At 59.8% G+C, this 11,969-nt stretch carries 11 protein-coding genes; 6 read left to right on the top strand and 5 right to left on the bottom strand.

The genetic code is table 11. The features are described 5' to 3' along the window. Positions 1 to 18 precede the first annotated feature (18 nt). Positions 19 to 219, bottom strand: a complete 201-nt coding sequence (locus AC13RE_RS22335) for a hypothetical protein (RefSeq protein ID WP_488564552.1) — start codon at positions 217 to 219, stop codon at positions 19 to 21. Positions 220 to 295: 76 nt separating this feature from the next. Between AC13RE_RS22335 and AC13RE_RS22340 the strand changes: the two genes are divergently transcribed. Beyond that, positions 296 to 1,042, top strand: a complete 747-nt coding sequence (locus AC13RE_RS22340; protein WP_488564553.1) for a polysaccharide deacetylase family protein — start codon at positions 296 to 298, stop codon at positions 1,040 to 1,042. Positions 1,043 to 1,057: 15 nt separating this feature from the next. Here AC13RE_RS22340 and AC13RE_RS22345 read toward each other — a convergent pair whose 3' ends face one another. Continuing rightward, positions 1,058 to 1,666 (bottom strand): TetR/AcrR family transcriptional regulator, encoded by a 609-nt coding sequence (locus AC13RE_RS22345; protein WP_488564554.1) that lies wholly within the window; start codon positions 1,664 to 1,666, stop codon positions 1,058 to 1,060. A 111-nt stretch (positions 1,667 to 1,777) separates the two neighbouring features. Between AC13RE_RS22345 and AC13RE_RS22350 the strand changes: the two genes are divergently transcribed. The 3 genes from AC13RE_RS22350 to AC13RE_RS22360 all read left to right on the top strand — a co-directional run bounded on the left by AC13RE_RS22350 (position 1,778) and on the right by AC13RE_RS22360 (position 6,278). After that, positions 1,778 to 2,467: a PspA/IM30 family protein gene (locus AC13RE_RS22350; protein WP_488564555.1), complete on the top strand. Its 690-nt coding sequence runs from the start codon at positions 1,778 to 1,780 to the stop codon at positions 2,465 to 2,467. A 43-nt stretch (positions 2,468 to 2,510) separates the two neighbouring features. Next, on the top strand, positions 2,511 to 2,792 hold the full coding sequence (locus AC13RE_RS22355; RefSeq protein ID WP_112335778.1) for a YiaA/YiaB family inner membrane protein: 282 nt from the start codon (positions 2,511 to 2,513) through the stop codon (positions 2,790 to 2,792). A 90-nt stretch (positions 2,793 to 2,882) separates the two neighbouring features. Beyond that, complete coding sequence (locus AC13RE_RS22360; RefSeq protein ID WP_488564556.1) at positions 2,883 to 6,278, top strand: acyl-[ACP]--phospholipid O-acyltransferase; 3,396 nt, start codon at positions 2,883 to 2,885, stop codon at positions 6,276 to 6,278. A gap of 88 nt (positions 6,279 to 6,366) precedes the next feature. On the opposite strand, the gene AC13RE_RS22365 is transcribed toward AC13RE_RS22360, so the two are convergent. The 3 genes from AC13RE_RS22365 to AC13RE_RS22375 are packed head-to-tail and all read right to left on the bottom strand — an operon-like array spanning position 6,367 to position 9,611. Next, positions 6,367 to 7,380 carry a sensor histidine kinase gene (locus AC13RE_RS22365; protein ID WP_488564557.1) on the bottom strand — a complete coding sequence of 338 codons (1,014 nt, stop codon included), beginning with the start codon at positions 7,378 to 7,380 and terminating at the stop codon, positions 6,367 to 6,369. Then, positions 7,380 to 8,084 carry a response regulator gene (locus AC13RE_RS22370; RefSeq protein WP_488564558.1) on the bottom strand — a complete coding sequence of 235 codons (705 nt, stop codon included), beginning with the start codon at positions 8,082 to 8,084 and terminating at the stop codon, positions 7,380 to 7,382. Before AC13RE_RS22370 ends, AC13RE_RS22365 begins: the two co-directional genes overlap by 1 nt. Positions 8,085 to 8,129: 45 nt before the next feature. After that, positions 8,130 to 9,611 (bottom strand): DUF4153 domain-containing protein, encoded by a 1,482-nt coding sequence (locus AC13RE_RS22375; RefSeq protein ID WP_488564559.1) that lies wholly within the window; start codon positions 9,609 to 9,611, stop codon positions 8,130 to 8,132. 687 nt (positions 9,612 to 10,298) lie between these two features. On the opposite strand from AC13RE_RS22375, the gene AC13RE_RS22380 reads away from it, so the two are divergent. Together AC13RE_RS22380 and AC13RE_RS22385 are read left to right on the top strand one after the other, a co-directional pair. After that, a complete protein-coding gene (locus AC13RE_RS22380) occupies positions 10,299 to 11,372 on the top strand; it encodes a serine hydrolase domain-containing protein (protein WP_488564560.1) in 1,074 nt (357 codons plus the stop codon). Positions 11,373 to 11,374: 2 nt separating this feature from the next. After that, a complete protein-coding gene (locus AC13RE_RS22385) occupies positions 11,375 to 11,926 on the top strand; it encodes a GNAT family N-acetyltransferase (protein ID WP_488564561.1) in 552 nt (183 codons plus the stop codon). Positions 11,927 to 11,969: the final 43 nt, after the last annotated feature.

Genomic DNA, 11,969 nt, shown 5'->3' on the forward strand with positions numbered 1-11,969 from the left:
TCTCGTGTGGCAGAATTGCTAAAATTTTTGCAGCCGGCTCTTGCAAAGGGTGCGATTCGCGATTATCTGCGGGTCATCACCTGTATCGATGGCCTGCCGTGTTGACATTTCTGTGTCGAGCCGGCGTTTGCTGTCCGGGTTAAAAAGCAAGGGCGCTCCCCAGAAATGGGTAGAGCGCCCTTTGCTTTTGTCGTGCTCGCGGCGCTTTTCTTGTTCCATGCGATATGCCAGTTTGCGGCGATGACACGGGGAGGCGGCTGGCTTGGGCGGATTGAATTATCGATGGAAGGCGGTCGTGAGATGGCTGCTCGCCGGCATCCTGGCTGCGGCCTGCGCCGTCTCCGCTCGCGCGGCGGACGGGACGATCTTTCTGACATTCGATGATGGGCCCTTGCCTGGAACGAAGAACATTCTTTCCGTGCTAAGTCAGGAAAATGTCCCCGCCGCCATGTTCATGGTCGGCCAGCATGTCGAAACCATTCCCGCCGGGCGCGATCTCCTGGCAGAGGCCAAGGCCATGCCGATGGTAACCCTCGGCAATCACAGCTACAGCCACGCCAATAATCGTTACCGACGATACTATTCCAACACCCAGGCCGTGGTTGCCGACATGCTTCATGCCAATGAAGTGCTCGGTCTGACGCCGATCGTGAATGCGCGACTGCCCGGCAGGGACGTCTTCCGGCTTCCGACCGTATCGAGGGAGGATCTATCCATCAATGTCGCCCAATGGGAACGCGAATGGCTGGATTACGAACTCGTCGCCGAAGCTGGCTTTTATCTCTTCGGCTGGGATTTCGAGTGGGTACACAGCGACGACGGCAAGCCGGTTCAATCGGTGGACCATCTTGTCAATGAGATCGATCATCTTTTCCAGTACGGTCGTTTCACGCAGCGGGGCAAAATGATCCTGCTCATGCATGACGAGATGTTTCAGGACCAGTTCAACGGCCGCGAAAATCTGCAGTCGCTGATCCGCAAGCTCAGGGATCGTGGCTACGCTTTCGGCGACATCCGGAATTACGCGCCCTCGAAACAGTAAAAACCATAACTCCGGCTAGCCTTGTCGTGCCGCGGCCCCGGCTGCGACCGTCAGGATGAAGTCGTCGAGTTCCTGTTCCAGGCTTTCGATCGGCAGACCGACAAACCGTCCTTCCAGGCTGATGCTGACGACGCCATGCACGGCCCCGAACAGCGTTCTCGCGCGGATGGCGCGCGCCGTCTCCGACATGTTCGGCTGCAACTCCGCGAGCGGCTCGGCAATGACGCCCATCAGGAACATATGCTCTTCCAGGTGCCATTCGGGGCTAGGGCGGTCATCCGGGGGCCGATGGTCGAACAGCGCCTTCCATAGATTGCGATGGGTGACCGCAAAGCGCAGATAACCGCGCGCGAGATTGCGCAGCCGGTCCGCTGGCGTGTGATCCCGAACCTCCGTCAGCGCCAGCGATGCCTCAAGCGCCTTCAGCGTTGCCGAATTGACGTGAATGACAAGATCGTCGAGATCGGCGAAGACCGTATAGAGGCCGCCAAGGGCGCAGCCTACATCCTGCGTGACATCGCGCGCCCTCAGGTTTGAGAGCCCGTCGGCAGCGATGCGATTGCGCGCCGCCTCGATCAGCCTGAGCTTCAGGTCCTCGCGCTTTTCCAGGGTTTTTCTCGCCATTAACTATTCCAATTCGATTTTTTGAACGTTGTTCAAAATTATTCTTGAACAACGTTCATGGTTCTGGCATACATTGTTTCGTGAACATCGTTCATAAACGGGAGACGACAAATGTTCAATTCAATTCTGACGCTCATTCGCGGTCGGGCCTATGATGCGGAACAGGCGTTCATCGATCGCAATGCGGTACCCTTGCTGGCGCAGCAGATCCGCGAGGCGGCCAGTGCCATCCAGTCCGCACGGCGGGCCGTGGCAATTGCCGTCGCGCAGAATGAGCAGGAAAAGAACCGGCACGCAGCGATCATCGGCCGCATTGCGGACCTGGAAACGCGCGCCGTCGCTGCCCTGCAGAAGGGAAGTGACGAACTTGCGCGGGAGGCGGCCGAGGCGATCGCCCAGCTCGAAGTCGAACGGGATGCTTCTGAGAAAGCCCAGGCGCAATTCACTCAGACGATCGGCAAACTCAAGGCAACCGTTCGCACATCGGAAGCGCGGCTGCAGGAACTGCAACGCGGCGAGCGCCTGGCGCGCGCCACCGAGCAGACGCAGAAGCTCAATGCCGCCTGCGACGACAATTCCGGCCTGGCAACGCTCGATGACGCCGAGGAGACGCTCGCCCGTCTCGAGGCCTATCAGAGCCGCTGCGAGATCGCAGCCTCGGCCATGAAGGAAATGGATGCCGCGAGCCGGCAGGCCCATATCATCGAAAAGCTCGCCAATGCCGGCTGCGGCGCACCGCTCGGCCCTTCCGCCGACGACGTGCTTGCCCGCCTGCGCCAACGCTTGAATTCAGCAGCCTGAAACGAAGACATCAAACAAATCAGATAATTGAGAGGATACGATCATGAACGACAGCTTCCAGAAACATTCCCAGGCTTGGGTCAGCTTCTCCTACATTTCTTTTGCCGCCGCCGCCTTTATGCTCCTCGTCGGCCTCTACATGATGCCGATCGATCTCTGGGGCAAAGGCTATCTCGCCATGGGCATCCTGATGCTGGTGCAGACGGCGGTCAACGTCACCAAGACCGTTCGTGACAACAGCGAGGCTGACAAGCTGATCCGCAAGGTAGAAGATGCCCGCACGGAAAAGCTTCTGGTTAAGTTCAATCGTGACGGTCAGGACTAATCTTTATTAACGACGCCACAGAGTTGTATCCGCGCTCAACCTTTGCGTAACAACTCTATGGCGTCCTGTTGGCCGAATGAGGGATACGCCATGCAAACGCACCTGATGAGATCGAGGAAGTTCGCGCCGCTGTTCTGGACGCAATTCCTGACTGCATTCAATGATAATTTCTTAAAGCAGACCCTGGTTTTCGTCATTCTCGCGCAGATGGCGACAAAGGGTGCCGCCCTAGTCACACTTGCCGGCGGCATCTTCATCGTGCCGTTCCTGCTCCTGTCGGCGATTGCCGGTGAGCTTGCCGACAAATACGATAAGGCCAGGATGGCGGAGCTTTTGAAGCGCTGCGAGCTCCTGGTGGCGGCCATCTCGGTGGTCGGCATCGCTTTCTCCTCCATCTGGATCCTGATGCTCGCGCTCTTCGGCTTCGGCGTCATTTCCTCGCTCTTCGGGCCGATCAAATACGGCATCCTACCGGATCACCTGGCAAACCGGGACCTCCCCAAAGCCAACGCCTGGATCGAGGGCGGCACCTTCATCGCCATCCTCACCGGCACCATGATTGCGGCCGTCGCCTTCCGCGAGGGCGAGAATGTCTGGATCTTCGGGCCGATGATGATGGGGCTTTCCATCCTCTGCTGGTTTGCCGCCCGCATGATTCCTGCGACCGGCTCCAAGGCACCCGATCTCGTCGTCGACACCAATGTCGTGCGCTCCAGCTACAGGCTGGTCAACGAGCTTCGCGCCGATAGCCGCATCTGGCGGGCGTCGCTGATGAACTGCTGGTTCTGGTTCGTGGGCGCCTTCATCATGTCGATGCTGCCGGTCATGGTCACCGATATTCTCGGCGGCTCGGAAATTGTCGTTCCCGCTTATCTCGCGATCTTCGCTATATCTGTTGCCATCGGCTCTGCCATTGCGGGGTGGATGGCTGCCGGCCGCATTGTGCTTTTGCCGGCGCCCATCGGCATGCTGATCGTCGCCCTCTTCGGCCTCGATCTCGGCTGGAACCTATGGGGTTTGCAGTCGACCAGCCATGCCGAAACCATTCTTGCCTTCTTCGCCGGACCGAAAACGATCCGTGTCGCCATCGATCTGGCCGGTATGGCGATCGGCGGTGCTTTCCTGGCCGTTCCAACCTTCTCTGCCATGCAGAGCTGGGCCAATGAGGATCGCCGCGCCCGCGTCATTGGCGCATCGAATGTGCTCTCCGCGCTCTTTATTGCTGTGGGCTTGGCGCTTGTGGCCGTGCTTCAAGCCGTGGGTCTGTCGATCCCGGTCATCATTCTCAGCATCTCCGTGCTCAATATCGCGATTGCCTGGCTCATGCTGAAAATGCTGCCGACCAACGCCTTCCGCGATCTAATCTCCATCATCTTCCGCGCCTTCATGCGGCTTGAAGTGGAAGGTCTTGAAAACATACGCAAGGCAGGCCCCGCGCCGATCATCGCGCTCAACCATGTCAGTCTGCTGGACGGTGCCCTTGCGCTTGCCATCACCGAGGAAGAGCCTGTCTTCGCCATCGACTATGCCTTCGCCAAGAAGTGGTGGATGCGGCCGCTTTTGAAGATGTGCAAGTTCCTGCCGCTCGACCCGACCAAGCCGATGGCGACGCGCTCGCTGATCAAGGTCATCCAGGATGGCAGCCCGGTCGGCATCTTCCCCGAGGGGCGCCTGACCGTCACCGGCACGCTGATGAAGGTCTATGACGGTGCTGCCATGGTCGCCGACAAGACCGGCGCGATGATTGTTCCCGTTCGTATCGACGGTCTGGAAAAGAGCTACGCCTCCTACCTGACGTCGAGCCACGTTCGCCGCCGTCTCTTCCCCAAGGTCAAGGTGACGATCCTCGAGCCGGTCAAGCTCGATGTTCCCGCCGAGCTCAAGGGCAGGAAGCGCCGTATCGCCGCTGGTGCTGCGCTCTACCAGATCATGTCGACGCTGATGTTCCGCACCGCCGATACCGACAACACAGTGCTTGGCCGTGTCATCGAAAGCGCCCATGAATATGGCGGCAAGAAACTTGCCGTCGAGGATCCAATCGCCGGCAAGCTCTCCTATGCCAAGCTGCTGACCGGTGCCGCGGTGCTGGGCGCGAAGTTCAAGAAGATGTTCCCGAACGAGAAGACGCTCGGCGTCATGCTGCCGAACGCCAACGGCACGGCTGCGACCGTGCTCGGTGTGATGTCGGCGGGCAAGGTTCCGGCCATGCTGAACTTCACGGCGGGGGCGGCCAACATCCTGTCTGCCTGCCGGACGGCGGAGGTCAAGCATGTGCTCTGCTCGCGCGCCTTCATCACGCAGGCCAAACTCGGCCCGGTGGTCGAGGAGCTCGAAAAGCATGTGGCCTTTGTCTGGTTGGATGAACTGCGCACGCAGATCACCTTCTTCGACAAGATCGTCGGCCTCATGCGCAAGTATCGGCCGTTGGTGAGGCGCAATGCCGACGATCCGGCCGTCATCCTCTTCACCTCCGGTTCGGAAGGGGCGCCGAAGGGCGTGGTGCTGACGCACCGCAATGTCCTCTCGAATGCCGCCCAGGCCGCCTCGCGCATCGACTTCCACCCCGGCGACAAGGTGTTCAACGTCCTGCCGATGTTCCACTCCTTCGGCCTGACGGCAGGCACGATCCTGCCGCTGGTCTCGGGCGTGCCGGTGTTTTTCTATCCCTCGCCGCTGCACTATCGTATCGTGCCGGAGCTGATCTACGTCTCCAACGCCACCATCGTCTTCGGCACGGATACGTTCCTGAACGGCTATGCCCGCACCGCCCATCCTTACGACCTGAGGTCGATCCGCTACATCTTCTCGGGCGCCGAGCCCGTGAAGGCATCGACCCGCGAGGTCTATATGGAGAAGTTCGGCCTGCGCATCCTGGAAGGCTATGGCGTGACCGAGGCAGCGCCGGTGATCTCGCTGAACACGCCGATGTATAACCGCACCGGAACGGTCGGCAAAATCATGCCGGGCATGGAATGGAAGCTCGAGCCGGTTCCCGGCATCGATGAGGGCGGCCGCCTTCTCATCCGTGGCGCCAACGTCATGGCCGGCTACCTGCGCGCCGACAATCCCGGCGTTCTCGAGCCGCTGCCGGAGGGTTGGCACGATACCGGCGACATCGTCACCATCGATGAGGATGGTTTCGTCAAGATCCGCGGCCGAGCCAAGCGCTTCGCCAAGATCGGCGGCGAAATGATCTCGCTTGCCGCGGTGGAGACGCTTGCCGCACAGCTCTGGCCTGGTGCCCTCAGCGTCGTCTCGTCCGTACCCGATGCCAAGAAGGGCGAGCGCCTCGTGCTCCTGACCGATGCGCCGGGTGCGACTAGAAGCGATTTCCTGGCCTTCGCCAAATCGAAGGGTGCCACAGAAATGATGGTTCCGGCCGAAGTGACCGTCGGCAAGGTGCCGGTTCTCGGTTCCGGCAAGGTCGATTTCGTCACGGCACGCGCGATGGCTTTGGAAGCTCAAGCGCAGTCACAGGCAGCGTAGGCTCCCATCTCGAAATAGTGGAGCGGCCGATGGTTTCAGCCTTCGGCCGCTTTTTTGTCGCCGGCGGCTCATGGCAGAGTGCGCCGTTTCAGGCGGCGATGGGAAGGATGATCTGAAACGTCGTGCCGTCCTTGCTGCTCTCAAGCAATTCGATGCTGCCTCCGTGGGAAGCGAGCATCGCTCTGACGATGCCAAGCCCCATGCCCGTGCCGCCATCGTCCCGGCGCGTCGAGAAGAAGGGTTCGAAGATGCGATCCCGATTGCCATTGGCAATGCCGCGACCATTGTCGCGAATTTGGATCGATATCCCCCGCCCTTCGCCGCTTGCCTTAATTGCAAGCTTTGTCGCGCCGTTCTGAACGGCATTTTCCGCCAGATTGGCGAAAATAATGCCGGCTGCCTCGCCGGGTAATGCCAGCATCTCGTCGGCGCTGCTTTCGTCGATAATCGCCAATTGGCGAAATTGCATCTCCAACTGGGCGATGACATCGCGCAGGCTGCTGGAGCCCTGTTGGGATGGAAGCTCGGCCTTTGCCAGCTCCCGTAGTCGCGACAATAGCCGATCCAGCCGTTCGGTGTCGGCGATGATGTTTCCGAGGAAGTGGCTGCGCTGCTCGTGGCTCATCGGATTTTGGTCGTCATCATCACGTAGCAGTTCCGCCGCTCCCTTGATCGAGGTGAGGGGCGATTTCAGCTCGTGCGAGACATGGGTGGCAAAGGAGCGCACATAATCGGAATGATCGACCAGCTTGCCGGCGAGATCGAGAAAGCTCTGTGAAAGGGTCGCGACCTCACGCGTGCCGTAGATTTCGAGCGGCCGGATCGCGGAGCGTCCGCCGCGGGCGATCTCTTCGGTTCGGGCAATAAGAGCATTGATCGGCGTAGTCAGGGTGCGCGTCAGCACATAGGCGACGATGAGGGTGAGGATCAGAACGGCGGCAAGTGTCGCAATCTCCGCTGGCGCCATGGCGCCGGAGGCGGCGCGCACGACCCGAAACCAGATGATCGTGAGCATCGGCAGCATCATCACGGTCAGAAGCACCGCGTAGACGATGAGGGCGAGCGGCGGCCGCCATTTCGACTTCACCCGCGGCGTACGCATCAAGCGTTTCCTTCTGTAGCCGATGTAAGTTTGAAGCCGATGCCGTGCACCGTGGCGATGATGCCCTTGCCGCCAACGGCCGAAAGCTTGGCGCGGAGATTGCGGATATGGCTGTCTATGGTGCGGTCGGCGACCTGCATGTCAGTGCCATACGCCGCTTCCATCAGCTGATCGCGGCTGAAGACGATCCCGGGACGCGACAGCAGTGTATCGAGGATCGAGAATTCGAGCGCCGTCAAGGTGAGCGGTATATCGGCGAAACTGGCGGTGCGGCCACCGCGATTGAGCCGCAGAGATCCTAAGGACACCGAGCCATTGGTCACATCCGGCTCCGACCCATGGCCGCTTCGCTTCAAGATAGTGCGGACCCGGGCAACCAGCTCGCGCGGGCTGAAGGGTTTGGTGACATAATCGTCGCCGCCGATTTCCAGGCCGAGGATCCTGTCGATTTCTTCGTCGCGCGCCGACAAGAAGAGGATCGGAAGGTTCGATGCCTTGCGAATGCGGCGGCAGACTTCCAGCCCATCCATGTCGGGCATGCCGACATCGAGGACGATCAGATCGAGACCGCCTTTGTGAAAGGCCATCATGGCCTCGGTGCCGTTGCGCGCGGTGGTCGTCTTCATGCCGGCGCGGTCGAGCGCGAAGCAGATCACGTCGCGAATATTCGGTTCGTCGTCGGCGACGAGGATGCGCGGTGCCATGTAGTGCCTGTTCTGGTTATTCTGCTCTGTGTCTTCGTTTCGGCCTCATCTGACAAGGGTCGCATCATTTTTGAGGTAAGCATCGAGGCTGGCATCGCGATAGGTCCAGCTTCGCCAATCGTGCGAGCGTCTGACATGCTGCCATAACAGTACTTCGCGCACCTTGCGAGCATTCACGTCGGCAGGCAGCGATACCAGATAGGCGTCGAGCGCCGGAATGGCGGCAGGGCCGAGCGTCGAGAGATAATCGAGATCGAGAACGACGCCTTCGCCCGATATCTCGCGGCTATGGGCAACGTTGAAGCGGGCGATGAAGGCGGGAATGCCGGCGAATGCGGCAGCATAGAGTGTGAGAACCAGCATCGCGGAGCTTAACGCGATCAGCCACTCGTTGGAGCGACGAAGCAGGATGCGCAGGAGGATGAGGAAGAGACCGACTGCGACCAAGCCCATCCAGACGCCGGCCGCAACGCGCAGCTCCGTCAGCGAATAGACTTCGACATAGAGATCGAGCCGCAGAATGGAGGAGAGGCAGAGCATGATGTTCTGCGCGATCCAGAGATGCACCAGGCCGCGAAGCAGGGAACTTCTGTCGCCCGGCCCGCCGCGCCGCATGGCGGCAAGCACGAAGACGGCGGCAAGGATTGCTGTCAGTATCAGCGGATAGGCGCCGCGATGGGCGTATTCGGCATGGCTCATGCCATCGGGCAGGCTGGCGCCACCCCAGAGATAGGTGAGATCGAGCAGCGTCTGCACGGCAAACAGTGCGTTGAAGACCAGCAGCGAGCGCAGCAATGCGGCATGGCCGAACAGTCCATCTTCAATCCTGGTGGTGACCGCGGCGACCCCTTCGCGATGGTGACGGCGGCGCCTCAGGCGTGGATGAAGCAGCGTGGAGAGGAAGATTGCGACGACGAGCCAGAAACCGATGCGCCACATGCTCAGCAGTTGCAGCAGGAAAGTGAGGTCGATGCTGCGCAGCGTCTTTTCGATCAGCGGATTGGCCATAGCGAAAAGAGCAAGAAAGCCGGCGGCAAACGCGAGCGGCATGATCCAGCCGCGCAGATGATGTCGGACACCGTCCGGCGCTGGCTTCTGTAGCCGCTGCAGCCAGCGATAGCTCGCCTGGCGGAAGGGCCGCAGCGGCAGATCCAGCAGGAAACGGAGCAGCGCCAATGGTAAGCGCGTCGATTGCCGCGGGAGCAATCTGCCGACACCCAGCGATATCAAGCAAAGCCCAATCAGGCTGGTGATGATGCCCATCCAGGATGCGGTCTCGACAAGCGGCGCCGACGCAACAAGGCAAAGGATCGCAAAGGCAGCAATCTTTGGAATCGATTGCCTTCTTCTGGGGGAAATCATCAGGCCGGCGGCGACGGCATTGGCGAAGAGAAAGAGATTAACACCCGGCGCCTCGTCGAAGAGAAGAATGTCGGCCAGGGCGATAAGGGAAATGAATGTGAGGAGTTTGCGATAGGGACTGCTTGTAGCGTTTGCGGGGAGGGCAAGTGCATCGGATAGGCTCATCGGTATCGGCTCCGTGAGGGATGTTCGGCCAAGGCGAAGGGTATGATCCTGGCTTCCTGAACCGGCGGATCGGCTGGCGGCTGACGATCGTCCTCCAGCCACCAGCCTTCCTTGAGAAGACTGCGTGGTAGGCGGGCGGGTGGAATTGCGATTGTCTCGGGCGTGTTGTTCATGGCGCGACGATGGCGTCCGCCTTTGCAGAATTTGTGCAGAAGCTGAGGAGCTCTTCAGGAAAATTCGGCAAGTCGGAACGTTCAGATCATCGCGCTTGTATGAGATCTGAAAAGAGTTGCCGCCGACGAGGCCATACTGGACGAGGCAAATTTAGCGTTGCGTGAAATATGTCTCAAAATGAGGCAGTCACCTGTGGAGTTTAATCCTGTGTTTCCCAGCTTCCAGTCCGCCTATGGATTGCCGGTGTGAAAATCGATTTCTTGACCCGGCTGTCGTACTCACCCCTGACGACAGCCGGGAATCTCGGAAGCGGCCTTCAGCCGCGACCGGGATTCTCGTCAGAAAAAGGAAGGCACCACATTTGCGATGAGACGCAGACAGACCTGAAGATGGGGTAGGGCTGATCGAAAGACCGGCTAATATGGATGCCAAATTACTGCATCATCGCCTTGCCGCATGCGCGCTTTGATTGTAGCTTTCCCTGACGGTCGTTGAGCGAAGGGTGGAGATTGCATGGTCATCACGCAGGGCAATTCATCCTCGTCACCCCATCGCGAAACCCTGCAGGCGCTCGGCTTTGATCCCGGACTCCGCCGCAAGTTTGAAGCCGGTATCGAATCCGGCCTGCTGCGCGATCTGCATGTCGTGCTTGCCGCACGTTCCGGGCGTGTATGCTTGGAATATTATGGCGTTGGTCCTGACGAAAATTGGGGAGATCCGCTCGGGGATGTCGCCTTCGATGCAGATACGCTGCACGATCTTCGTTCGATCACCAAGAGCATTGCCGGCCTTATTTATGGCATTGCGCTCGATAGGGGATTGGTGCCGCCACCGGATGCATCCCTCTATGAGCAGTTCCCGGAATATGGCGATCTCGCCCAAGATCCTGCTCGCGCCAAGATCGCCATTGCCCACGCGCTGACGATGACGCTGGGGATGGAGTGGGACGAGGATCGTCCCTATACCGATCCGCTGAACAGCGAAATTGCGATGGAGAATGCGCCGGAGCGATATCGTTTTGTTTTGGAGCGTCCGATTGTCGCCGATCCCGGGACGCGTTGGATTTATTCCGGCGGCAGCGTCGCGCTTGTAGGCGCGATCATCGAGCGCGGCACGGGCAGGCGTCTGCCCGATTTCGCGCGAGAGGTTCTTTTTGAGCCGCTGGGGATTGCCAAATTCCATTGGAACGCCGGACGTGACGGTGTGGCGTCGCCGGCATCCGGGTTGCGCCTGACTGCCCCCGATTTGCTGAAGATCGGCATGCTTTTCCTCCAGAAGGGCGTGTGGAACGGCCAAAGGATCGTCTCGGAGGACTGGATCGTGCAATCCCTCGCGCCGGCGATTTCGACCGGGGATGGCTTGAGCTATGGCAGATTGTGGTTCTCAGGCGATGCGCCGGTGCCGGCGTTTGACGGTCAGCGGTCGTGGTATGCGGGCTTCGGCAATGGCGGGCAAAGGCTCTGGCTGATGCCCGATGCGGATATCGCCGCTGTCATCTATTCCGGCAAGTATAATTCCTGGGATGCCTGGATTACGCCCACCCGCGTCTGGCGCGAGATCATCCTTGCCAATCTGCTGAAAGCATGAAGATGGCGCCTTCAAAAGCCGAGTTTCCCACACTCGTCACCGAGCGGCTGCGGCTGCGCGAAGCAAGCATGAACGACCGCGATGATTTCCATGCGCTGATTTCAATTCCGGAGGTCACACGGTTCTCGAATTGGGTGGATGCGCCGAAAATAGCGCAGATCGAGCGCTCTTTACGATGGATGATCAAAATCTTTCCCAAGGGAACGGGTTGTTCATGGATCATCGAGGATCGGGTTTCCGGTCGTTTGCTCGGTGCCATCCGTTTCAACAGTATCGACCGGCGCGCCAAATGTGCCGAGTTGGGATATGAATTGCATCCCTCGGCCTGGGGCAAAGGGTTGATGAGCGAAGCGGCACGCGCCGTCGTCCGATGCGGCTTCGACGCTTTTTCTCTCAATCGCATCGAAGCCTGGACATTGCCGGGAAACACCGCATCCGACCGGGTTCTGGAAAAGGCGGGCTTTCAATATGAGGGCACGCTGCGGCAGAAGGCGAGATTCAAAGAGGCCTTCCACGATTTTCGTATGTTCGGCTGCCTGGCTGGCGACCGGTAAAACTAGCCTCTAGTCGGTCTCCTGGCCGGTTTCGTCAGTCGGT

This window comes from Martinezella sp. CNPSo 3959, from assembly GCF_057784355.1.

Coding starts and splice junctions, on each gene's coding strand:
- AC13RE_RS22335 (WP_488564552.1), bottom strand. CDS start 219: ATGGAACAAGAAAAGCGCCGCGAGCACGACAAAAGCAAAGGGCGCTCT.
- AC13RE_RS22345 (WP_488564554.1), bottom strand. CDS start 1,666: ATGGCGAGAAAAACCCTGGAAAAGCGCGAGGACCTGAAGCTCAGGCTG.
- AC13RE_RS22350 (WP_488564555.1), top strand. CDS start 1,778: ATGTTCAATTCAATTCTGACGCTCATTCGCGGTCGGGCCTATGATGCG.
- AC13RE_RS22355 (WP_112335778.1), top strand. CDS start 2,511: ATGAACGACAGCTTCCAGAAACATTCCCAGGCTTGGGTCAGCTTCTCC.
- AC13RE_RS22360 (WP_488564556.1), top strand. CDS start 2,883: ATGCAAACGCACCTGATGAGATCGAGGAAGTTCGCGCCGCTGTTCTGG.
- AC13RE_RS22365 (WP_488564557.1), bottom strand. CDS start 7,380: ATGCGTACGCCGCGGGTGAAGTCGAAATGGCGGCCGCCGCTCGCCCTC.
- AC13RE_RS22370 (WP_488564558.1), bottom strand. CDS start 8,084: ATGGCACCGCGCATCCTCGTCGCCGACGACGAACCGAATATTCGCGAC.
- AC13RE_RS22375 (WP_488564559.1), bottom strand. CDS start 9,611: ATGAGCCTATCCGATGCACTTGCCCTCCCCGCAAACGCTACAAGCAGT.
- AC13RE_RS22380 (WP_488564560.1), top strand. CDS start 10,299: ATGGTCATCACGCAGGGCAATTCATCCTCGTCACCCCATCGCGAAACC.
- AC13RE_RS22385 (WP_488564561.1), top strand. CDS start 11,375: ATGGCGCCTTCAAAAGCCGAGTTTCCCACACTCGTCACCGAGCGGCTG.